Raw genomic sequence first — 22,351 nt, forward strand, 5'->3', positions numbered from 1 at the left:
GACGGTGAACGAGGTTGCCGGTGTGGCACCGAAGGTGACCGCGGTGGCTCCGGTCAATCCTGTTCCGGTGAGCACGACCGTCGTTCCGCCCGCCGCTGGTCCGGAATTCGGAACTACCGAGCTCAGAGTGGGCACGGCGACATAGGTGTAGGGGAGTCCGTTGCTGGTGCCACCACCAGTGGTGACGGTGACCGGTACCGTCCCCGTTCCCGCGGGTGCGACCGCCGTGACCTGCGTGTTGGAATTGACCGTGAACGAGGTCGCCGGCGTGCCACCGAAAGTGACCGCGCTGGTGGTGGACAGCCCCGTGCCGGTGAGCACGACCGTTGTGCCGCCGGTGACCGGCCCCGAACTCGGGTTGAGCGACGTGAGGCTGGGAATTCCGGCATAGGTATAGGAGACGCCATTGCTGGTTCCACCCGAGCCGGTGACGGTGACCTGGACAGTACCGGGCGACCCGGCGGGGGCGGTGGCCGTGATCTGGGTCGGCGAGTTGACGGTGAAAATGGCTGCGGTGCTACCGAACCGTACCGTCAGCGGGCCGGTGAAGTTGGTGCCGGTTATCACGACACTATTGCCGCCCGCCGCGGGTCCCGCGGTCGGCGAGATGGACGTGATGGTCGGGACGATGACGTAGACGAAGGTGACCGGGTTGCTGGTACCGCCCGGCCCGGTCACGGTGATCGACGCGATGCCGGTCCCGGCCGGGGACACGGCGGTGATCTGGGTGTCGGAGTTGACCGTGAACGAAGTGGCCGGTGTGCTACCGAAATTGACCGCGGTGACTCCGGTCAGGCCCGAACCGGTGAGGGTGACCGCCGTTCCACCCGAGGACGACCCTTGGCTGGGACTGACACTGCTCAGGGAGGGAACAGGCAGATAGGTATAGGAGACCCCGTTGCTGGTCCCGGCTGCGGTGGTGACGGTGACCTGGACGGTACCTGCCGACCCGGCGGGCGCGACGGCCGTGATCTGGGTGGGCGAGTTCATGGTGAATGTGGTTGCCGTGGCGCCGAATCTGACCGTTGTGGGACCGGTGAATCCGGTGCCGGTAATCGTGACGCTGGTGCCCCCGGTCGTCGGCCCTGACGTGGGAGCGATGGAAGTGATCGTAGGCATGGCGGAGCCTCCTAATCGCTGTGGTGCTGGTTGCTCTGCACCGGATCGGTGCACGACTCGATTTGCGGCCCGCTCTTCCATTAACGCCCCACGACTGATTGCTGGGCAATGTGCCTGCGATCCGTTTTGGTCCGTTTTGGATGCCGGTGATGGAGACGAGAGCGGCTCGTGAAGATGCGTCGCTCCCGCGAGACCAGTTCCTCGTGTGCCCGGTCCAGGTCATGCCTCTCGATCGGTATTTCCGGTTCACGCTCGGTAGGTTGTCGGGTCGGTCATCATGTCCGCCGTGGCAGCGACTGTCGGTGATCGATATCCGGTTCTGACGGACGACCAGCGGAACTGCCCGAGCTGCTGTTGCCGGAATCTGATGGCGGAGTGGGCCGTAACTGCTCCGACAACCGCCCGGTAGTGGAGGAGAATTCGTTCCGGTTGCGGGCCGGGATGTCGTGGCCGGACCTGCCCGAGGCATTCGGTCCATGGCAGACGGTATGGGAACGTCACCGTCCTTACGCCGCCGACGGCACCTGGGATCCAGTGCTGGTCGCATTGACGGGCGTTGGCTGATGGACAGGCAACCTCGAAAGGGGCCAAGCGTGTTCGACTGGGCGGTGGCGTCGTGGTGCAGAACCCCGTCGCCAGTATCGGCGCGGAAAGCGATGTCGTGGACTGGCTGCCGTCCTATGGGGCGATGCAGGCTTCGACCTCGGCCGGGTTCTCCGGCACCACCCCATTGCCGGTTCTGGCCGTGCAACTGGTTTGGTTCACCGCGAGCGTTCTGGTCGGGCTGGTCGCTTTCCATCTGCGCACCCGTTCGGCTCTGAAAGCCACGATGCCGATCGGCGAGCCCGGTCAGCCGGCGAAGCAGTGAGCGGTGTCCCGCACGACCCACCATCTGATGGATCGTGCGGGAGGTCTGCTCGCCTCGGCAACACGGGTCCTACGGCCCGGTAGGCGCCGAGTTGGCGGCCGGGTAGTAGTAGAGCTCACGGCGCAAGCATTCCAGGTCCGGCGCTGCGGAAGCTGAGGTTTGCGTGTGCCGATCGCTCTGATTCACCCACAGCGTCACTTGTGCGACGACCTCGTACATCGACGCGTGCTTTCTTCCCTGGCCCGGCAGGCCGGGAAGCACGCGCAGCAGCGCGGGGACGTAGCGGATCATCGTCTCGAGCTGGGCGCGATGTTCGGTCACTTGGCGCTGCACCTGCTCGACGGCTTCGGCACGGCTGCAGCCGGTTTCGTGACGGATGGCCCGGACCAGGTTGTAGGGGACGCGGTCGGCCTCGTCCCGCTCCAGCCCCGCCAGGTCGTTCTCAGCGAAGGTCACCCAGAAGGCGAGTTCCTCGAGACGGCGGAGCACGGGGTGGTTGCGCAGCCTCGACGGCAGTTCCCGGTCCTGGTACACCTCCATGCAGGCGATGCCGGTTTCGAACCCGCTGGTCGACCTCCGCAGCGGCAGATAGTCGGCCGTAGGGGGGATGTAGCCGTCGATGCGATGGTGCGCTTCGCGTTCGGCCGCTTCGAACCACTCCTCGAGGCTGTCGAGGAACCGCTGCTGCCAGCGGCTGCTGCGGCCCGCGCGTAGGCGCGGCCACAAACTCGCCCACGCCGTCGCGATCGCACCCCGCCTGGGCGCCTGCGGATCCTGACGCAGCATCGCCACCAGACCACGCCGCAACGCGGTGACGGCTTGCGGGTCGATCAACTGCGGATCCTCGAACAGGTCATCCCACACAAAGGACAGCACAACCATGCCGACGAAGGTCTGTTCACGTGCCGGATCCGCTGCAGGGGCCACGATCTGTGCCGGAATCCGGAGCGCTCCTGTCCACCGGTGGTAGTCGACCTCGGCCGCCGAGCGGACAAGGCCGGTGTCCACCAACCAGCTCTCCAACCACGACATGGCCTGCGGAGAGACCACCTCGCGGTGGGTCTGGGGTGGCCGCATCGACTGCCGTGGGACCGCGGCACCGGGAGTGCGCCTATCAAGGAGGGACCGGACATAGGCGGTCATCGCGTGGCGGGCGCTCGGGTCGACGGGCAGGTCGGCGAGTCGACCGGCGGCCTGGTCCATGAAATCCTCGGCGACCGCCTGTGCTTCGTCCACGGCCCCGGAGGCCAGGACGAGCCCACGAGCACGGGCGGCTTGCTCACGCGTCATTCTGCTGCGCAGCAGGCGGGCAAGGTCGCCGTCGCGGGCAGCGGCGCGGATCACGGGCAGGGTGTAGATGCCCTCGGGCAGATCCGCGTTGACGGGTTTGCCCATTTCTTCGGCGGTCGAGGTCAGATCGAGGATGTCGTCATACAGCTGGTAGGCCAGCCCGAACCGGCGGCCGAACCCGGCCAACGCTTCTTCATCCTCCTCGGAGCGGCCGGCCTGCATCGCGCCGACCCGGCAGGCCAGCGACAGCAGCGCCGCGGTTTTGCCGTCGATCGACTCCAGGTAGGACTTCTCGCTGCGGGAGGCCACATACTGGTCGGCGGCCTCGAGCACCATGCCCGCGACCATCTGCTCACTGACGATCGCCCCTGCGAGCCCTTCCCGCTGCCCGAGTTCGATCAGGATGCGCCCGCCCGCGGTCGTCACCGAGTCTCCACCCAATACGGCCATGTGCGAACCCCACACCGCGTTGGCGTTGGGACGCCCGCGACGCTGGTAGGCGTGATCGATGACGTCGTCGTGGTACAGCGAGCCCAGATGCAGCAACTCCACGGCGGCGGCGGCGCGCACGGCCCGCTCGTCGGCCGGGATCGCGGGATCGGTGAGCAGGTAATACGACAGCAGGGTCAGGGTGGGGCGAACCAGGCGGCGTGAGGTGCCGGGTCCTTCGTCGGTGAGGGCGGTCAGCTCTGGCCTGCCCTCGAACTGCACGGGTCCGAGAACGTCACGGACGCGGTCGAGGTCCGCCTCCAGATGCGGGAAGACAGCGGAATCGATTTCACGTGGCACGCAAGCACTCCTGACTGGGTACATCGGTCACCTATAAACACCGTCGATCATGACACTTTGACACCACCACCCCGCGGAAGATGTTGGTATCAGCCAATTTCGACGTTCACGGTCACTATGGCGATGACCAGCCGGCAGTGCCTTTGGGCGACGAACACCTCGACCCAATGGGGCTGCCGCACTGAGCTATCGGTGGCCGCCCGGCCGGTCACCGCCGCGGAACTGACCGAGGCGTACCGGGCGAATGCCAGGCGCTGCCATCGAACAGGGGCCACGCGATTGACCGGTGCCCGGTGGTGGGGGAGGGTGGAGCGATGGCGGGAGGCGAGCTGCGTCACGGGGTCGAACTGTCCAATCTCGATCAGCCGTTGTTCGACGAGGCCGAGGCGAGCAAACGGGACCTGGTGGACTATCTGGAGTTCGCCGGGGAACGGTTGCTGGATGTGCTGCGTGGACGGCCGCTCTCGGTGGTACGGGTGCGGCCGGGACAGGAGCCGTTCACGCAGAAAAACCTCCCGAAGTACACGCCGGAGTGGGTGGCGCGGACGAAGGTCTGGGCGGAGAGTTCGCGGCGGGAGATCACCTACGCGCTCTGTGACGACCTGCGGACCCTGATCTGGTTCGGTAATCAACGGGCGGTCGAATACCACCCGACCTTGTTCCTCGCGGATTCCGCACCGGAACCCACGCATCTGGTGCTTGATCTCGATCCCTCACCGGGGCAGGCCTTTGCCGATGCCGTGGCAGGTGCCCGGCTGATCCGGGAAGCGCTGGCTGCGGACGGGTTGTCCGGTGCGGTGAAGACGAGCGGTTCCAAGGGATTACATGTGTTCGTGCCGGTGGTCCCGGGAATCGATGTCGAGGACGCGGCCGCGGCGACGCGGGCCGTGGCGGCGCGAGCCGAGCGGATCGATCCTTCGATCGGCACGACAGCGTTCATCAGGGAAGATCGCGGCGGCAGAGTTTTTCTGGATGCCACCCGTGCGGGCGGCGCCACCGTGGCCGCGGCCTACAGCCCGCGTATCCGGCCGGGCGTTACCGTGTCCTTCCCGCTGCGCTGGTCGGACCTCGACGACGTGACGCCGGCCGATTTCACGCTGCGTACGGTGCCGGGCCTGATCGGTGACGACGATCCCTGGTCGACGGAAATGCCTGCCCCACAGGAACTTCCCCGAGACCTTGTCGAGGAGGGGCATACGATTCCGGTTGCCAGGGTGCAGGCCATGCATGAAGGCAAACGGCGCGCCCGCGCACGTCGCGCGAGTACGGATACCCCGCCTACCGGCTGACACCGATTCGGCGCCGCCGCGGCGCGGATGTCACGCGAGACAGATCAAGAACGCGTTGACGTTGACGGCGGGCGGAAGGATCAGGGGTAAGCACGGCGGGGCGGAGAACCCGGCCATGGCCTCGTGTCGTTGCTCCGTGACGGGAGCGGGCGCGGTTTCGGCGGTGGCCGCGCCGGAAGCGGCGGCGATGGCGGGGGCTGCTGTCAGTGCGGCCACCCCGGCATACAACTTCTTGTTCATGACGAACCTCGCTGTCGTCGTGCCGGGCCCCTGCCCGGCCGTTCGGCTGGTGACGGATGCTCGCGCCGCCGGAGCGATCGGCCCGGCGACAGGGCGGGATAACGCACCCCCGCTCTCATCGATTACCTCGCTCCTGGAGGAGCTTCGCAAGGGGGCGTCGAAATCGAGTTCGGCTCGAGGTCACTGCGAGTGGATCATTCTCGAAAAGGAGAATATTGATCTCGAAGATCCGGGGGAGGGCGTTGATCTTCGACCTCGCACGGCCAACTGGAGAAGGCGTGGGACGAGCCGGATGGGCTGAATCTGCACAGGCCCGCCGCGCAGCGCCAACGGTGACCGTGCCTGCGCAGGGCAGTGAAACAGTAGCGAGCAGATATCTGACACCAGATGGATTCATAGTGGAGTAATCGTGTTACTCTACGGTAGGTCAGCGGCTGTGAGGTGTCTCATGCTGAACAGCTATCGCGACCGAGATCACTCCGGCGACGACGCCGGGTGGAGTTCACGGAGAGTTAATCGATGCAACGACAGCATGGGCGTTCTCGGGTGGGGTGGCGGCGCTGGGCCGCGCCGGTGGCGGCGGCGGTGGCCGTGGTGTGCGCCGCCGTGGTGACCGGGGTGGGCCTGGACACGCGAGAGGCCGCGGCCGCCCCGGTCGGCGACTTCTACGTCCCGCCGGCGCAGATTCCGGCGGAACCGGGCGCGATCATCAAGACCCAGCCGATGACCCTGTTCGCGACACCGCCGACCGACAAGGGATGGCCGGGCAAGGCGCAGCACGTCATGTACGCCTCACGACTGCAGGACGGGTCACCGGTCGCGGTGTCCGGAACGTTCATCGATGCCACCGGTCCCTGGCAGGGGCCCGGGCCGCGCCCGACGGTGGTCATCGGTCCGGGCACCTCCGGCCAGGGCGACCGCTGCGCGATGTCGGTTGCGTTCTCCACCGGAGTCACGGTGTTCAACGACCCCTCGCCGGGGCTGTCGGCCAATCAGGAACTGCCTGCCTCCGCGGTGTGGAGCGGGCTGGGGGCGCGAGTGCTGGTGACCGACTACATCGGACTGGGCACACCGGGAATTCACACCTATGCCAACCGGATCGAATCGGCGCATGCCGTCCTCGACGGCGCCCGCGCCGCGAACAACCTCGCCGGAGTCGGTCCGGACACCCCGCTGGTGCTGTGGGGTTACTCCCAAGGCGGCGGCGCCACCGCGGCAGCGGCGGAGCTGCAACCGGAGTACGCGCCCGAGCTCGCCTTGAAAGGGACCTGGGCCGGTGGGCCGGTCGCGGACCTGGCCGCGATCCTGGAACGCATCGACGGCTCGCTCATCAGCGGCGCCATCGGATTCGCGATCAACGGTCTGCTCGCCCGGTATCCCGAACTGCAGAAGGCGGTCGACCGTGTGACCAGCCCCGCCGGGCGCGCGATGCTGGAGACCCTCAGCGACGAATGCATCGGCGACATCATCACCCGGCACGCCTTCATGAAAACCGGCGCGATGACCAACGACGGCCGCTCGCTGACCGAGCATCTGGCCGCCATTCCCGAGGCCGCTCCCGTCCTGGCCGAAATGCGCATCGGCAACCGCACTCCGGCGACGCCGGTGCTGATCACCAGCGGCCTGAACGACGACACCGTGCCCTACGGCCAGGCGCGCAGGCTCGCCGAAGACTGGTGTGCGAAAGGCGCTACGGTCACCTTCCGCACCAACGACCTGCCGCCGATCCTGCCCGGCGCCACCATCCCGAACCATTTCGGACCCGAGATGATCGACGGCTTCGGTCCCGACAACGCGATCACCTATCTCTTGGATCGCCTTGCCGGAAAGCCTGTCTCCGGCTGCAGCATCGACTGAATCCTTCTCTGCCGCAATAAAAGCGGGCCCGTTATCCGAGAACTCTCGGATAACGGGCCCGCTCGTTTCGTGTGGTGGTTGCGGCGGCGACGGCGAATCCGCGACCACCGGCAGTTCCCGCCGGACGGCGACGTCTTCGACATCCACCGCGACACCCGTCGGCACATGTCGTTCAGTGTGGACACGCAGTATTGCCTCGGCTCGGCGCTGGCACGCCTGGAGGGCCGGATCGCGCTGGAGGAGATCCTCGCGCGGTTCCCCGAGGGGGAAGTCGACTTGGCGAACGCGAGACTGTCGCCCACCTCGACCGTGCGCGGCTGGGAAACGTCAAACTCTCAGTGAAATTTCAGGCTGCAATCGACGCATAAACGATGCATTCCGCGGCGATTGGTGCAAGACTTCCTGGAGTGGGCGTCCGATCGTGCGGCCCTCCTTCCGGGGGGCGCGTGGACGCGGTGGTGGCCGTTCCGGCCTGCCACGTGCGGTTCGGCACTCGCGCGTAATGACAAACCACGACCGCCGAGGTCACATCGAAGGAAACGACCATGCGACACACGAAACGATCAGTTCTGCTGGCTACGGCCATCACCGCCGCCGTCCTGGGAGCATCGGCCTGCTCGGACGACAGTGACGAGTCCTCCGCGACCTCGACCACCACTGCGGCGATCAAGACGACATCGGCGGCGGCATCGTCCCCGTCGGCGGCAACGCCCGCGTCGACTCCCGTCGGCCCTGGCTGCGCCGCGTACGCCGAGCAAGTGCCGACCGGGCCCGGTTCGGTGACCGGCATGGCGACCGAACCCGTGTCGGTCGCCGCGTCGAACAACCCGATGCTCACCACGCTCGTCGCCGCTGTATCCGGTCAGCTCAATCCGCAGGTGAACCTGGTCGGCACCCTCGACGGAGCGCAGTTCACCGTCTTCGCGCCGGTCGACGCCGCCTTCGCCGAGGTCGATCCCGCGACGATCGAAACGTTGAAGACCGATTCGGCCGCGCTCACCAAGCTCCTCACTTATCACGTGGTGCCAGGCCGAGTGGGGCCGGGTGAGATCGCGGGGGACCACAAGACCGTCGAGGGCTCCACGGTCACCGTGACCGGCAGCGGTGACAACCTCGAAGTGGGCGATGCCGGTGTGGTCTGCGGTGGACTCCAGACCGCGAACGCCACCGTGTACCTGATCGACAAGGTATTGACGCCCCCTGCGGCATGACGTGGCCGACCTCGGGCGGGCTCGGGTGGGTGATATCGACCGCTCGCTCGCCGCCCGGCGGGGAGCGGGCAGGCAGATATTTCGATGCACGAACGTTGCAGTGTAGTCGAGAATGATTCCGGTACGCTCGGCGGTGCCCGATCGCTCCGCCGGGCGGGGCGGAGCGCACCCACGCCATCGCCCACCGGGCTGTGCCCGAGCCGCGCGCGACACCGCCCCGGGAAATGCTCGCCGTTCGCAGGTCTCGGCCATCGCTCGACGCTACGACCGGAGAATCGGGCGGAGCATCCGAATATCTCCGCGGCTGCCGAGCCGGCGACCGGTTCGGGGAGCGGTGCTTCGAGCTCGGCACGGTGTGCTGAGATGCGGTGTGAATCCTTTGGCGACCTCCGGCCCTCTCATAGATGTGCCGGCAACCGGGTCGGCACGGATCGAGGAGGTTGTCGTGATCGTTGCCGCCATCGCCGTCGTCGCCCTGCTGGTCGGCTGGTGTAGCGTCACCCTGTTCCGCCGCTGGAGCCGTTCCCGTGACTGACCGCGTCTGGCCGGACGAGCAACTGGTCACCGCCGCACGAGAAGGCGACGTCGTGGCCATCACCGCACTGGTATCGGGTTCCTACCCGCATGTTCGCCGGTTCGCCCACACCCTGTGCGCGTCCGCCGAAGACGCGGAGGACGCCGCGCAGGAGGCGCTGATCATCCTGTATCGCAAGATCGGGACGTTGCGGGCCTCCGGCGCGCTGGCGTCGTGGATGTTCCGCATCGTCCGCAACGAGTGCCTGCGGCAGTGGCGAACGATGACCCGGCACTTCGAATCCATACCGGATTCCGCCGTCGCGTCCGCGGAGGACGAGGCCGTGCAGCGGCTCGAAGCGGGCCGGGTGGCGGCGGTGATCGCCGCCCTGCCCGCCGACCAGCGGCGGGTGCTGATCATGCGCGACGTCCAGGGATACAGCGGCCGGATGGTCGCGCACATGCTCGGGCTGAGCGTCGCGGCGATGAAGTCACGGCTGCACCGCGCCCGCGCGGCGGTCCAGCAGGAGCTGCGGGGGACACCGCAGCCGACTCCGGAGAGGAGCGAACGACATGACTGACGAGCGGAGCTTCGCCAGCGTCTCGGTGCCCCGGCACCTGGCCCGCGGCGTCATCGGATTCGGCGCGCTGATCGGCGCCATCGCATTGATGCCGGTCCTGGGGGCGTTCGGCTTGCTGCTCGCACCGGTCGGTTTCCTCGCCTTGCGCGGGTGCCCGACCTGCTGGCTGATCGGACTGATGCAGACCGTCTCGCGCGGCCGGCTACAGCGGTCGTGCACCGACGGTCAGTGCCGGCTGACCACAGCCGGGCACGGCGGGGGAGAGCACGCGGCAGTGGATCGGGCGCCTGCCGCATTCGTATCGCTCTCCTCCGATCACGGTGTGGCAGATCGGTCCCCGCGACACTTCTCCTCGCGGGACTGACGCAGCCGTCGCGGACAGAAACCGGGCGCGTTCGATTCGGGGTGCGCTCGGTTTTCGCCGTCACGGCAGGGAACCCGCCGACGACGCCGTCGGCCTCGAGCGCGCGGATCTCCGGCTCGCTCAGGCCGAGGGCGGTGAGCAGTTCGGTGTTGTGCGGGCCGAGCAGGGAGCGGGCTCGCGGTGGTGACGCCGCGGGCCCGCGGAGAATGGCGCCGGTATCGTGCTGCGCCTTGTCGTTCCGGCGACGGGGTGGGCAACGATTTCGAAGAAATCCCGAACGGCGCGCGGCGATCGAGCCGCGCGATCCCCTCGCCGCCGGGGCACTTTCGTCTCCGAGTATCGGAAGCGTCTGCCCCGCTGGACATCTCGCAGCAACCGGCAGCGTCGCAAGCTGTGCTTGGCTAAGTGAACCCGCGCGGGGCACACTCTAAGTAACGACGTCCGGCGCGGCCGGTCGAACGCGGGGGCGAGGTCCGACAGCAGATGAGGATTCGACCGAGGCAGCAGCTGCTCGAGCTGTGGCGAGCGGTGCTCGCCTGTTCCTACCCGGATGGGAAGTGGGTCTGGGGCGGACGTGACGGCGCCAATTCCATCAGCGACGCCGAACAGCTGCTGTGCCTGCTGTACCCGGCGACCGAGATCGAGGCATTCGCGCTGGACCAGCCGAACGACATGAGTCCCGACGTCAAGGCCGCGCTCGCCCCGTTCGGCGAGGAGACCCGCATCGGCGGTGTCCTGGTCGACCTGGTGGAGGACTACCTGCGCCGCTACACCGGACCCGACGGCGAACCGATCTTCGCCAGCGGCTCCTACCTGCGCTGCGCCGACGGCAGCACGCTCAGCGCCGCGCAATCGGCGGTGGAGGTGGTCGATTCCTACTCGATGTCGCTGAGTCTGTGCATCGCGGCGCTGCGGTTCCTGCGCGGATTCCTGCGATTCGTCAGCGGCGAGGTCCGGCGCGAGGCACGGCAACTGCGCGAGCGTATCCCGGCGGTGATCGACCAGGTCAGCGCGCGGCTCACCGCCGCGATGGCGGGCCTGGTGCGCAGTTTCGTCATCCATACGCCGGAGCCGCACACCGAGTTCGGGCAATCGATCGTCTACATGCTCAATCAGACCCGCACGTCGCCGGATGAGATCATCGAACGGTTGTCCACGGAGCTGGAACGCCTGCGGGTGCAGGCGGCCAACGAGGTCAGGCTGAGCCAGACGACCGAGATCGATATCGCCGACGACGGGCGGCTGTTCGAATGCGGCTGGAGCTGGGGGATCGTGCGCAGCGCCGAACCCATCGACCTCGTGCCCGGCCGGGTCGCCGGTGCGGCCGGGCACGCCGAATCCCGTCCCTACCTGTACTTCACCGCCGTCGCCCTGGACGGCATCCTCGATCTGTCCTCGCAACGTATCCGGGAACTCGATCTGCTCACCGACGAGCAGCGCGTCCTCGCCGACGCGCTGCAGCTGCGCCTCGAGCTGACTCGCAACTACTGGTCGAGAGTCGCCCGCTTCGGCAGCGGCCGCTGGCCGCTGGAGGACATCCCGTGGCGCACCGCCGACGGCGAGGAATCGGAGTACTTCAGTCTCGTGATCACCGCGATGCTCATCCAGGACCTGGTCTACCGGGACAGCACCGAGGATCTGGCGCGCACGGTGGCCGTGCTCGACCAGTTGGGCCGCCGCGGGCGCATCACCAGCCGGTTCACCGTCGGCGATCCGGCCGCGCCGCTGCACTATCCGGGCGTGCGGCTGGGCTTGGCGGGCAGCGAGGAGATCGCCGAAGGATCCCCGTTGATCTGGTACGTCCCGGATTTCGCGACCCTGCTGCTCAAACGCTGCCTGCAGGCGGCGCGCCTGCGCACCGACGTGGACACCCGCGACCAGCTGATGGCGCTCGCCGAAGCCGCGATGGACCACCTCGACCAGCGAGTGCTGCGGAACGGCCCCGTGGTCGGGCTGTGGGACGACATCGGCCGGGTGGTCGGCGCGACGGACGCGTTGCCGGACGGGCCGTCCTGGTTCGTCACGGAGCGAATGATGGAGTGCCTGGTCATCGCGTACAGCACGTTCGAGCAACCCCCGCTGGCTCCGCAGGCGATGGTCGCCCGCGCGGTGGATCTGCTCAGCGAGGCGGAGCATCTGCTCAATCAAGAGGAACTGGAGGTCGAAGGCGAGGATCTCTCGCCGAAACAAGCCGCGGTCAACCGGATCCGGCAATCGCTCGACCGGGCGCGGCGGGTGCTGCGCGAGCGTCCCGGCACCGCGTACAGCCTGGCCACGCAGGCATTGGTCCAGCTCGACGAACTGGCGTACGCCCGCCGGGACGCGACACGGTAGGGGTGGCATTGTGCTGGTGTTCTCCACCTCCGACAAGGGCGGCACCGGGCGGTCGGTGACCAGTTGCAACATCGCCTACCGGCTGTGCCGTTCCGGTCTCAACGTCGCCTACGCCGACTTCGACCTCGGCTCACCCACCGCGGGCGCGCTGTTCGAGATCAGCTCGACCGAACGCGGCGTGCCGCGCGGCGGCGTGCATTCCTATCTGCTCGGCGAGAGCGGAACCGTGGCTCGCGTCGATGTGGGCGTGGCGACCGATCGGCCGGAACTGCGCCGCATCGGCCCCAACTCGGGTCGGCTGGTGTTGCTGCCCGGCGACGAGGGCGGCGCCGAGTTCCTCACCGACGACGACGCGGTGGTGCAGCGCTGCGCCGAACTGCTGGTGGCGCTGGATCAGGAGTTCCGCGTGGTGATCGTGGATCTCAGCGCGGGCCGCTCCGCGGCGCTGCAGATCGCGCTGCAGGCCACAGTCCTGCCGCAGCTGCGCGAGCGCACCGCTCGCTGGTTGATCTTCCACCGCTGGACTCGCCAGCACATCCTGGCCGCCGCCGGCTTGGTGTACGGCTCGCACGGACTGCTGAAGGCCGGCGCCGAATGCGGCCACGACCCGGAGGAGCTGCTCGGCTCGGTGCGTTACGTGCGTACCGCCGTGCCCGACGCCAACTGGGACGGAGTCGCCCAGCGCCCGGCGCAGGCGGCGTGGCTGCAGGAGCAGGACACCGCGTTGCGGCGCCTGGCGACCGCCAAACGGCTGGGCACGACGGCGGTTCTCGGCTCCACCCCGATCGAGCCGGTGTTGCAGCGGCGCGAACAGCTCATTCTCGACGCCGACGTCAACGCCCAGATCGCCAACGAGGGGACCGCCCTGGCCTATGCCGAACTGGCTCGCCGACTGATCGACATCGCCACCTGGGAAAGGCTGTAGATGCGGGATACACAGGGTTACAGCGAGGCGACCGAAGAGCCCCGAATCGCTTCTGTCCCGTTGTCGCACTTGTCGATCGAGGTCGGGCATTTCTATCCCAACGACATCACCTCCGATATCGAACGGGTCGGCGCGGAGTTCCGCCGCATCGTCCCGCTGGTCGCGGCCTTCATCGAGTCGGCCAAGGTGCAGTACGGTCCGAACGCCCGGGTGAGCACCTGCTACCTGATCGACGACTACTTCCAGCCCGATACCGACCCCTCCGCCATCCTCGCCAAACTGCTGGACGCCGCGGACGAGTCCGGGCTGGTCATCGATTATCTGGCGCGTGAGTCCGGTTGCTGGCGGGCCTCCAGGTTCGTCGACGGTGTGCCGTTCGGAGAGCCGATCCCGGTGGCGGAACTCGTCGCCGCGCGCATCGTGGCCGAGCCCGCGCCGCCCAGCACCGGCCGCAGGCCGCCGACCGCGGAGTCGGGGTGGTTGTGCAACGGTCGCCGGTCCTCGGAGCAGGAGCGCGGCCAAGCGATGCGCCAGCGCAGTTATCAGCCGCCGGAGGAGTTCGGCCGCCGGGAGCACTCGATCTTCCTCGACGTGGAATTGTGGAGCAGGCACGTCGTCGACGGGGTGACCGTGACCCGGTGGTCGTGCCCCTTCCTGGCCGCCGTCTGGCATCTGCTGCGGCTGGGCATGCTGCGCTATCACGGTGCGGCCGTGGTCGATCCGCAGCCATGGCGCCGCGAGGACCTCATGCCGCGCCGCTGGAACGACATTCCGCCGGTGGTGCAGCTCAATCCGTCCGCCGCGCCCTTCGCCGCCTACAAGACCCTGTCGATGCTGCCCAAGCGGTACATCGGCATCGAGCACGCCGTACGGCTGGTGCTCGACCACCTCGATCTGGACGACGACGTGCTCGGGCAGATCATCGCCCGCGGCGCGGAGGAGGTTCCGCCGGTGCCGGTGCCGCGCGAGGTCAGCGAACGGCTGTCCCACCTGCTGCTCGACGGGGCGTGACATGGCCGCGACCACGCCTCTGGTCGTCCTCGGTGAAGTGCGCACCTGCCTGCTGCCGTCGGCGACGGCGTTGACCGGTCCGGAGGCCTGCGATTTGCTGGCGCTGATGCCCGGCTGCACGGTGCGGTGGCGGGAGCGGCCGGGCACGCTGGCGGTGTCGCCGACCACCGCGGTCGGCGTCGACTGCGATCTGTCCCTGGGGGAGCAGACCGCGCACATCGTCGGAACCGTGGCGACCAGTGCGGTCCTGTCCGGGGGACGCGTGCTGCAGTCCACCGCGCACACCGGGGTCGTGCGCGCCGCCGGGCGGCGTAGACAGACCTGGTCGCACTACCTCAGCCGGAAAGGAGTGACGGAGGTGATCAGCCGCATTCCCGAAAGAGCCACCGCCGCCGACGCTTTGGCAGAGGGATATCTCACCGGACCGGTCGGCGACGACACGCTGGACTTGGCTTCGATCAGCGAACGCCTGCTGGCTCGTCTGCGTGCCGACACCCGGTTGGATCAGAAGCCGCCGGTGCGGGCGGGGACCACCCGGCTGCGCTGGACCGCCCGGATCGGGGGCAGCGCGGGGCCCGCTGCCGCGCTGTACCTGGACGACTCCGCCCTCCGCACGGTCCGGATGATCGTCCGCGACGAGTCGGATCTGGAGGCGGCGCAACGATTCTGCGAGGACCTGGCCGCGCACGACTGGCTGCTGACCGTGGTCGCCGACGCGCTGGCCCAAGCCGACCGCTTCCCGTCGCACAGCCGGGAACGGACCGATCTCTTGGCTCCGGTGCTGGAAGACCTCTCCGGGCTGTGGATGCCGGGCGCCCACACCCCGGCGTCGATGCGGGCGTTGTGGCGTGATCTGCAGGTCGATCCCGGCTTGTCCCGCCAGTGGAACGCCCTGGTCGCGCGACTGCGGGACCGCATCGCGGTCGCGACCCTGCATGCGTTGCAGCACAAGGCTTTCGACACCGAGTGGTAGCGGCCGAGGCTACATCCGGAACCACTTGCGCACCAGCAGCGCGAAGAACACCGACATCGACACCGTGCCGATCCACGCCTCCACCGCGAACAGCGGCCGGGCGGCCGGCCGCAGATTCTCGGTGTCACCCGGCCCCAGCGGATTGATGAAAGCGGTCACGCACGTGTAGACGGTGGCGGCAGGCGAGGGATCGCCGTTCAAGACCAGAGCGGCGGTCGTGAACAGCAGCAGCTGCACGGCCACCCAGCCGAGCAGCCACGACGGCCGGTAACCGTGGCCGCACAGCACGTACGACAGTTGTCCCGTCCAGCGGCGCCGGCCCGGCGGCAGCGCGAGGGTGCTGGCCCGGGCCAAGCGCAGACCGCAGCGGTCCTGAGCCTCGTCGTCCTCGTTCATCCGGTACAGCGCTGCGCCTCTCCGGTAGGCCAGCGCCGCATGAGCGGGCAACCCCGCCGCCGAGAGTTGCGCGCCCAACTGCTCGTACTCCTCGGCCAGCATGGTGTTCTGGCGGCTGCTCAGCCGCAGCGGGCCACGGAATTCGATCTCGGCCGCCAGCAGTGCCGCCGGGATCGCGCTCGGCACCCGCCAGCCCGCTTCATCGGGCGCCGGTTGCCGAGCGGCGGCGTAGAGGTGCCGGAATACCAGGGAGTCGGAATGCCGCCGTGTGCTGGGCGGGTCGTAGTCGGCCAGGATCGCCTCGACATGCGCCGTGAACTGCTCGAGCTCTGCATGCTCGGAACGGCCGCCCCGATCGATCTCGGCGGTGTATTCGTCCGCGCGCCTGGTGATCCGGGTCGAGACGGATGCGACGAAGGGCGAAATCTCCCCCATGTCACGAGTCTAGCGGGCGGCCCTTCAGCCGGTATTCGAAAACGTCGCGCGGCTCACCCGGGCCGAAATACCGGTCGTCGTGCTCGACGAATTCGAATCCCGCTCGTTTGAACAGGTTGCTCGCGTGCTGGTTGTCCGGGCGCACGGTCAGGTACACCACTTCGGCGCCCACCTTCCGGCACGTCTGCAGCGTGCGGCTCAGCAGGCCGCGCCCATACCCTCCGCCCTGGTGCCTTTTGGCCACCGCGAACGTGAACAGCAGTGCCCGGCCCTTCTTCTCCAGGGTGAGCGCGTAACCGATCACCGTCCCGTCCAGCTCCGCGACCAGCCATTCGGATCCGTGCAGGTCGAACAGCTGGCGCAGCATCAGATACAGGTACGGCTCGGCGAACACCTCGGCCTCGATGGCCGCGATGTCGTCGAGATCGGCGAAGCAGGCCCGCCGGTATTCCGGCTGAGGCGCTTTGGCGATGTTCATCCGCTCCCTACTGCCAGGGCATAGGCCGTCGATTCCAGCTTAGAGCACCCATTCGGCAGAAATGCGCCACGTAAGTGGGTTCATAGTGCGTCAGATTACCTCATTGCTTGCAATCGCTGGATGGTTGCTGGGCGGTAGGTACCGGGTGAAGGGGGTGTGGAATCGCCAACGCCATCCCGCCCTGGGCCGCGGCAGCCGATTCCTCGATGGTGAAGGGGCAGCGATCCAGCCGAAGGCTTGGCCGACAGCCACGATCGCGACCGTCTCGATGAGCGCTTGTTCGATTGGTGCGAAGCCCGGACTGTCGACTACCCCCGCTGGGTTCAGACCTGACTCGCGAATTCACGGTAAAGCTCGGGAAGGAATGCGGCGAGGTGATTCATTTCTTGCCCGCAGTGCAAGAGAAGTTCGCGGGCCCAGTCCAGGCCGAGCACCAGATCGGCGGGATCGAGAGCAGCTCCGCGTGCTACTGCCCGCGCGGCCTGCCCCGCGTCGGGCACTCGCGGGCCGTACAGATTCAGATAGAACCGACTGCGCATCTCACAACCGCCGGGCGCCGGCCGGACCTGGTGAGCCAGCCACCCCACATCCAGGGGAGCCACGCTGCTGCCCACCCGGCCGAGAATGATCGTGTGATCATCGGGCACCTCGAGGCCCAGCAACGCCGGGGCATGGAAGCTGATCGCCAATTGCTGTAGCTTGGCGCCGATGTATTCATCGACATAGGCGGTATTGCCTATGTACCTGTCACGGTCGCCGAGCCCGGCTGTGGTCCGGATCTGCGCGGCCTCTACATACAGGTGTGCGTCGGGATGCCAGAGCTTGTAACGCGCCGACTCGGCGATGTGCCAGCCGAACCACCAATCCCACATCGCCGCAGTGACTCCGGGCATCACTGTCCGCACGGCCGCCCACATCGCACCCGCTCTCGTGTACCCGTATCCCGTCTCCACCGCAGAATATCCGCTCGGGCTCAGATCGCCGGGCAGGCCGTCGAACTCCGGAATCAGCCGCGGATCGGTCGCCGGCCCGGCATAGGCCACGGCGACCTCGGCGGGAACCGGCAGCGTGCGGTCGGCGAAGAACCGCGCATAGGGCAGGAGCCGGTCCTCGGAGGAATAGCCCCGATAACGCGTCTGTCCCGCAGGAGCGGCGTGCCCGGTGCCGGTCGATTCTTCGATCATCACTATTGCCCCCACATTCGGGATCATCGACAGCATTGCGCGCCGTGACATCCGCCGAGTTCTCAACATGCGTTGAGATTAGAAGGGGCTGTTCTGCGCCGGTGGCTATCGGACCGAGTTCTGTGACACAGCACAGGACCCGAATACCGCGCACTGGCCAGTGGGCCCATACGACCTCGCGGCGGCGCCGGGCCACAGCCGTCTGCTCTCAGGTTGCGCGCGCTCGGTCGCGCCCCGCCAGCGGTTCCGGTACATCTCTGCCACCAGTTTTCGGCAACCGGCCGCGATGGCGGTGCAGGTCTCGCGCTCTACGATGCGGTCATGAGCGAGCCTCCGCGTCCGGACGTGACCCAGCGGCGCCGCAGCATCGCCTCGGCGGCGATCGATGTGCTCGCCGACTACGGCCTGCGCGGTCTTACCCACCGGGCGGTCGACGCCGCCGCCGGGATGCGGCCGGGCGCGGTCAATTATCACGCGCCCACCCGGGGCAAGCTCGTCGCCTTGGCTGTGGAGGAACTGTTCTCCCGAGACTACGAGCTCGCTGTCGCCCATTTCGCGGATATGTCGGCACTCGACCCCACCTCGATCCCGCAATTGGCCGAGTTCATGGCCTCTTTCATCGAAGCGATGACCACTGGGCCGGCACGTCGGCGGACTCTGGCCAGACACCTGCTGCTGGGCGAAGCCCAGTTCCATCCGCAGCTGCGGGATCTGTTCGACCAGCAACGCCGCGCCTTCGTGCGGTTCACCGAAGGGCTGCTCGAGACGCTCGAGGTACCCCAGTCCGCTCTGACCGCCGAGACGGTCACCGTCGTTGTCGATGGACTGATCCAACGCCAAGTCATGATCGGCGCCGCCCCCTTGCCGCCGGCTCGGCTCCGTCAAGTCTTCACCAGACTGCTGCTGCCCTGGAACGAATGATTCGCATCAAGATCAGCGCACCGAATCGCGGGACGGGTGGTCGGCGAAGTGACCGCGGAGAACGATTCTGCGCCGCCACCGATGGTCACGGTAGGCCGGCGAGGGCTGCGACGACTGCCCATGCGTCGGCGCGTGGTTCCGACGTCCAAGGGGCCGTAGGTTTGTGGATCCGTAGCGAGACCACACCGTGCAGAGCGCACCAGGCGCGCAGCGCGAGATCGGGGGATTTCTCGGCGGCCGGTAACAGATCGGCCAGACGATCCAGCAGATCCAGTCCCGGCCCGGTACCGGGACCGATCGGGGGATCGGGTCGTTCGAACAGCAACTGGTAGGCGCCGGGATGATTCTCGGCCCACGTCAGATAGGCATCGATCAACGAACGAAGCCGGTCGGCGCGGGTGCCATCGGGCATGTCCGCAGCGTCGAGCGCGTGCCGTAGCCGGCCGAACAGTTCCTCGGTCACGGCATAGTTCAGCGCATCCTGAGACGGGAAGTGCATGTAGACCGCGCTGGGCGCGACACCGCAGGCCCGGGCGATGGCCCGCAGCGACGGCGTCGGCAACGACTGCGGTTCCAGCAGCAGCTCGATCGCGGCGGCAACCAACTCCGCGCGCAGTCGCTCGCCCTCTCCTCGCGCTCGTCGCTGGCGTGTGTCGGTCATCGAGGCTCCCTTGACATAGATCACTGAACAGCTGTTAAGTATAGCTAGCTGAACAGCTGTTCACCTTCAGGAGGCGACATGAAGAACTGGGATGGCGCGACGGCGGTCGTGACCGGTGCGAGTAGCGGAATCGGCGCGGCATTCGCGACGGCCTTGGCAGAAAGACGGTGCGACCTGATCCTGGTCGCCAGGCGCGAGCATCGGTTGCGCGAGCTGGCGACCGACCTCGAACACACCTTCGGCATCCGGGCTCGGGTCCTCACCGCGGACCTTTCGATCCCGGCGGATGTCGAGCGACTCGCCGTCCTGCTGAGCGCGGACGAGAACCCGATCGACGTGCTGGTCAACAACGCCGGTTTCGCGACCCACGGCCCACTCGCCGACCACGACCCCGCGCGTGTGCGCGAGGAGATCGCGGTCAACATCACCGCCGTCGCGGAACTGACCCGGGCGGCGTTGCCGGACATGATCCGGCGCGGCCGCGGAGCGGTGATCAACATCGCCTCCACCGCGGCGTTCCAGCCGATCCCGTTCATGGCCGTCTACGGCGCGACGAAGGCGTTCGTGCTCTCGTTCACCGAAGCGCTGTGGGGCGAACTCGAAGGCAGTGGTGTCACCGCGCTCGCCGTGTGCCCGGGCGCCACCGATACCGAGTTCTTCGAGGTGGCGGGCGAAGCCGCCAGCGTCGGGCGACGACAGACATCGGAGCAGGTGGTGGCGACGGCTCTCCGTGAACTGGATCGCCGCAGGCCCCGGCCGAGCGTGGTGTCCGGGCTGGCGAACGCGGTGTCCACGCGTCTGCCGCGGTACCTACCGCGCCGCACCACCATTCGCCTCACCCGTGGATTGGTCGCCGCGAAATGACCATGTACGCCCTGCGTCCCAGCAGCCTGCCCGACATCTCTTCGATGCGCCGCCACCTACACAGCGAACGTGTCGTGGACGCATCGGCGCGGCGAACCTTCGACATTCTCGCCACCGGGGAAGGCCAACGGGAGTGGGCCGACGGCTACCGGGCCACCACCTGGTACGGAAATGCTTCGCATGACGTGGGAACGATCCGCGACATCCACTTGCGCTGGATCACCGTACGCGAACGATTCCTGGCCTGGGAGCCCGCCGCCCGTTTCACGTTCTCCGCCGATGCCATGTCGATCCCGCTGGCGCGCAGGATGATCGAAGACATCACCTTCGAGCCGCTCGGACCCGACCGCTGCCGCATGATCTGGCAGGTACACCTCGACCCGGCGCCGGTGCTGCACCCGATCGAATCGCTCGTGATGCGACGCGTTTTCGAGCCGATGTTCGACTCCTTCGCCGCGGGACTCGCCGGATTCGCTCGCGCACATCCTGGCACGGCGCGCGCTGGATAGGAAGAAGGCGCTGCCGGAACTGGAGCTGGCGGTGCCGGCCGAAGAACTCGTCTGGCGTCCGGGCCCGTTCCATCGGGCACTGACGGCACTGCCGGTCGTCTTTCCGCCCTCGCCACCGCTGAAACCCGTGTAGGGCCCAGTCCGGCGGCGACCTTCCCCATGGGCATGTCTCCCTTCTTTCCGCGTCCAAGCTCGCAAGCTCAGAGCGCGGCCTACTTTCGGCAGGACCTGGGCTCGTCCTGATTCGGCCGCCTGCAGACCTGCGTGCCGGAAGCATGCCGACCCGCTGTTGCCCGTGATGGCGGTGGCGGGAATACGATCGGAGTGGACGGTCGACGGGGGAGCCCGTTGCGGGATCGAAGGGGCTGCAGGGATGACCGATTCCCAGCGCGGACCTGGCGGTCGGCCTGCTGGGCCGGGCGGCGTCGAACCCGATGCGCGGCAGACGGATCCGCCGGTGGACGGCTGGGCCGTGCCGCACCTGCCACCCGGTCAGGGGTACGGGCCTGCGCCGTCGTATCCGCCGCCATCGACCAGCGGGAGCAGGACGGGGCTGATCATCGCCGGTGTACTCGGGCTGGTGGTGGCGCTGGGGCTCGGTGTGGCGATCGGCATCGTCGTCGTCCGCGACAGGGGCGACGAGTCTCCCGGCGCCTCGGCTGCCGCCCAGATGGAGCCGAGGACCTATTCGATGAATGCGATCACCAACGCCTGTGATCTTGTGGATCCCACGCCGTTGACCAAGTGGTCGCCCACACCGAAAGGTGCTCCCGAGCACGAGGAAAGGCGGCCGACCGCCCACGACAGCGGCGGCCTGAAGTGCGATGCCAGGTACACCTCCGCGACCGGCGGCGAGTTCCCCATGAACAAAGCCGCGATGCGCGTCGAGGCCCAGTTCACCAACGGCACGGCCCCACCCTTCTACGACCATTGGAAACACGCCGACGTCGCCACACCCGCACCGGAGTCGGCTTCCGGTGTGGTCACCGGAATCGGCGAGCAGGGCTACTGGTACTCCGAAACCAGAGGAAACCTCGTCGCGAACATCGTCTACGTCGTCTGTGTGCAGGACGGCAACGTCTCGGTGCGGGTGAGTATCTCCCTCACGCGCGAGAAGGGTTCTCCCGCGGTGCGACAGGACGAACTCGATCCGATCACCAGGTCCCAGGTGCGTAGGACGCTGGAGGGTTTGCGGGAGAAGTAACGACCGGCGACTCGAGGGCACAGGTTGGTGACCGCGCCGCCGGCCGACGGTGGCTGGATTACGATCGGCTCGGAGTTGACGGTCGACGGGAGCCCGTTGCGGAACCGGAGAGGCTACGGGGATGACCGATTCCCAGCACGAACCTGACGATCGGCCGACGCCGGAAAGCGCCGATCCCGCTGGGGCGCCACCTGTTTCACCCGTAGGTGGGTGGGTCGGCCCGGACTCGGGCAGGTACCCGCCTCCGCCCGGCAGCACCGTCGGTCGGCCCGCTTCCGGGTACGGCTCAGCTCATCCGGGATACGCGCGGCCACCGTACCCACCGCAGACCGGCC

23 protein-coding genes and 2 pseudogenes are annotated in these 22,351 nt (G+C 67.8%); 17 read left to right on the top strand and 8 right to left on the bottom strand.

The features are described 5' to 3' along the window. The coding region (locus NNI01S_RS11870) for an IPT/TIG domain-containing protein (protein WP_174554396.1) at positions 1-1,119 on the bottom strand (1,119 nt) is incomplete at its 3' end. A gap of 354 nt (positions 1,120-1,473) precedes the next feature. Here NNI01S_RS11870 and NNI01S_RS36500 point away from each other — a divergent pair. Together NNI01S_RS36500 and NNI01S_RS11875 are read left to right on the top strand one after the other, a co-directional pair. Continuing rightward, positions 1,474-1,683, top strand: coding sequence for a transposase (locus NNI01S_RS36500; RefSeq protein ID WP_369689661.1), 210 nt, complete (start codon positions 1,474-1,476; stop codon positions 1,681-1,683). Further along, positions 1,676-1,987: a hypothetical protein gene (locus NNI01S_RS11875; RefSeq protein WP_157114710.1), complete on the top strand. Its 312-nt coding sequence runs from the start codon at positions 1,676-1,678 to the stop codon at positions 1,985-1,987. Before NNI01S_RS36500 ends, NNI01S_RS11875 begins: the two co-directional genes overlap by 8 nt. A 69-nt stretch (positions 1,988-2,056) precedes the next feature. Here NNI01S_RS11875 and NNI01S_RS11880 read toward each other — a convergent pair whose 3' ends face one another. Next, entirely contained in the window at positions 2,057-4,066 is a 2,010-nt protein-coding gene (locus tag NNI01S_RS11880; RefSeq protein WP_063020129.1) for a polyprenyl synthetase family protein, read from the bottom strand. 89 nt (positions 4,067-4,155) lie between these two features. Next, positions 4,156-4,404: a hypothetical protein gene (locus NNI01S_RS35265; protein ID WP_169812955.1), complete on the bottom strand. Its 249-nt coding sequence runs from the start codon at positions 4,402-4,404 to the stop codon at positions 4,156-4,158. On the opposite strand from NNI01S_RS35265, the gene NNI01S_RS11890 reads away from it, so the two are divergent. Next, a complete protein-coding gene (locus tag NNI01S_RS11890) occupies positions 4,381-5,355 on the top strand; it encodes a DNA polymerase domain-containing protein (RefSeq protein WP_063020131.1) in 975 nt (324 codons plus the stop codon). The two genes, NNI01S_RS35265 and NNI01S_RS11890, sit on opposite strands and share 24 nt — an antisense overlap. A 30-nt stretch (positions 5,356-5,385) precedes the next feature. Here the strand turns inward: NNI01S_RS11890 and NNI01S_RS11895 are convergent, their stop codons facing one another. Next, positions 5,386-5,595, bottom strand: coding sequence for a hypothetical protein (locus tag NNI01S_RS11895; RefSeq protein WP_063020132.1), 210 nt, complete (start codon positions 5,593-5,595; stop codon positions 5,386-5,388). 519 nt (positions 5,596-6,114) lie between these two features. Between NNI01S_RS11895 and NNI01S_RS11900 the strand changes: the two genes are divergently transcribed. The 9 genes and pseudogenes from NNI01S_RS11900 (at position 6,115) to NNI01S_RS11940 (ending at position 15,364) form a co-directional block, all read left to right on the top strand. Beyond that, on the top strand, positions 6,115-7,452 hold the full coding sequence (locus NNI01S_RS11900) for a lipase family protein (protein WP_063020133.1): 1,338 nt from the start codon (positions 6,115-6,117) through the stop codon (positions 7,450-7,452). A 99-nt stretch (positions 7,453-7,551) separates the two neighbouring features. Then, positions 7,552-7,794 (top strand): annotated as a pseudogene (locus tag NNI01S_RS11905) (cytochrome P450); the annotation flags it as partial. A gap of 203 nt (positions 7,795-7,997) precedes the next feature. Next, positions 7,998-8,663 (top strand): fasciclin domain-containing protein, encoded by a 666-nt coding sequence (locus NNI01S_RS11910; protein WP_063020135.1) that lies wholly within the window; start codon positions 7,998-8,000, stop codon positions 8,661-8,663. A 527-nt stretch (positions 8,664-9,190) separates the two neighbouring features. After that, entirely contained in the window at positions 9,191-9,757 is a 567-nt protein-coding gene (locus NNI01S_RS11915; RefSeq protein ID WP_063020136.1) for an RNA polymerase sigma factor, read from the top strand. Beyond that, a complete protein-coding gene (locus NNI01S_RS11920) occupies positions 9,750-10,121 on the top strand; it encodes a hypothetical protein (protein WP_063917432.1) in 372 nt (123 codons plus the stop codon). Before NNI01S_RS11915 ends, NNI01S_RS11920 begins: the two co-directional genes overlap by 8 nt. A gap of 483 nt (positions 10,122-10,604) precedes the next feature. Beyond that, complete coding sequence (locus tag NNI01S_RS11925) at positions 10,605-12,455, top strand: SCO2524 family protein (protein ID WP_063020137.1); 1,851 nt, start codon at positions 10,605-10,607, stop codon at positions 12,453-12,455. A 16-nt stretch (positions 12,456-12,471) separates the two neighbouring features. Beyond that, positions 12,472-13,380: an SCO2523 family variant P-loop protein gene (locus NNI01S_RS11930; RefSeq protein WP_245676081.1), complete on the top strand. Its 909-nt coding sequence runs from the start codon at positions 12,472-12,474 to the stop codon at positions 13,378-13,380. Next, positions 13,381-14,391, top strand: a complete 1,011-nt coding sequence (locus NNI01S_RS11935; RefSeq protein ID WP_063020139.1) for an SCO2522 family protein — start codon at positions 13,381-13,383, stop codon at positions 14,389-14,391. A gap of 1 nt (position 14,392) precedes the next feature. Further along, entirely contained in the window at positions 14,393-15,364 is a 972-nt protein-coding gene (locus tag NNI01S_RS11940; protein WP_063020140.1) for an SCO2521 family protein, read from the top strand. Between the two features lie 9 nt (positions 15,365-15,373). Here NNI01S_RS11940 and NNI01S_RS11945 read toward each other — a convergent pair whose 3' ends face one another. From NNI01S_RS11945 to NNI01S_RS11955, 3 genes are all read right to left on the bottom strand, one after another. Next, complete coding sequence (locus NNI01S_RS11945; protein WP_063020141.1) at positions 15,374-16,195, bottom strand: hypothetical protein; 822 nt, start codon at positions 16,193-16,195, stop codon at positions 15,374-15,376. Position 16,196: 1 nt separating this feature from the next. Beyond that, the gene (locus NNI01S_RS11950) at positions 16,197-16,673 is read right to left on the bottom strand and encodes a GNAT family N-acetyltransferase (RefSeq protein ID WP_063020142.1); all 477 of its coding nucleotides are present in this window, start codon (positions 16,671-16,673) and stop codon (positions 16,197-16,199) included. A gap of 323 nt (positions 16,674-16,996) precedes the next feature. Next, a complete protein-coding gene (locus NNI01S_RS11955; RefSeq protein ID WP_063917434.1) occupies positions 16,997-17,857 on the bottom strand; it encodes a DAPG hydrolase family protein in 861 nt (286 codons plus the stop codon). Between the two features lie 321 nt (positions 17,858-18,178). Here NNI01S_RS11955 and NNI01S_RS11960 point away from each other — a divergent pair, with 321 nt between their 5' ends. Continuing rightward, positions 18,179-18,778, top strand: a complete 600-nt coding sequence (locus tag NNI01S_RS11960) for a TetR/AcrR family transcriptional regulator (RefSeq protein ID WP_063020144.1) — start codon at positions 18,179-18,181, stop codon at positions 18,776-18,778. Between the two features lie 85 nt (positions 18,779-18,863). Here the strand turns inward: NNI01S_RS11960 and NNI01S_RS11965 are convergent, their stop codons facing one another. Next, a complete protein-coding gene (locus tag NNI01S_RS11965; RefSeq protein WP_157114712.1) occupies positions 18,864-19,439 on the bottom strand; it encodes a TetR/AcrR family transcriptional regulator in 576 nt (191 codons plus the stop codon). Positions 19,440-19,517: 78 nt separating this feature from the next. Between NNI01S_RS11965 and NNI01S_RS11970 the strand changes: the two genes are divergently transcribed. The 4 genes and pseudogenes from NNI01S_RS11970 to NNI01S_RS11980 all read left to right on the top strand — a co-directional run bounded on the left by NNI01S_RS11970 (position 19,518) and on the right by NNI01S_RS11980 (position 22,016). Beyond that, the gene (locus NNI01S_RS11970) at positions 19,518-20,303 is read left to right on the top strand and encodes an SDR family NAD(P)-dependent oxidoreductase (protein ID WP_063020146.1); all 786 of its coding nucleotides are present in this window, start codon (positions 19,518-19,520) and stop codon (positions 20,301-20,303) included. Next, positions 20,300-20,812: an SRPBCC family protein gene (locus NNI01S_RS11975; RefSeq protein WP_084488734.1), complete on the top strand. Its 513-nt coding sequence runs from the start codon at positions 20,300-20,302 to the stop codon at positions 20,810-20,812. The genes NNI01S_RS11970 and NNI01S_RS11975 overlap by 4 nt, the downstream gene beginning before the upstream one ends. 1 nt (position 20,813) lies before the next feature. Continuing rightward, positions 20,814-20,945, top strand: a pseudogene (locus NNI01S_RS35955) (cytochrome P450); the annotation flags it as partial. 240 nt (positions 20,946-21,185) lie between these two features. Then, positions 21,186-22,016, top strand: a complete 831-nt coding sequence (locus tag NNI01S_RS11980) for a hypothetical protein (protein WP_063020148.1) — start codon at positions 21,186-21,188, stop codon at positions 22,014-22,016. Positions 22,017-22,351: the final 335 nt, after the last annotated feature.

It is taken from the genome of Nocardia niwae NBRC 108934 = DSM 45340 (assembly GCF_001613465.1).
GTDB lineage: Bacteria > Actinomycetota > Actinomycetes > Mycobacteriales > Mycobacteriaceae > Nocardia > Nocardia niwae.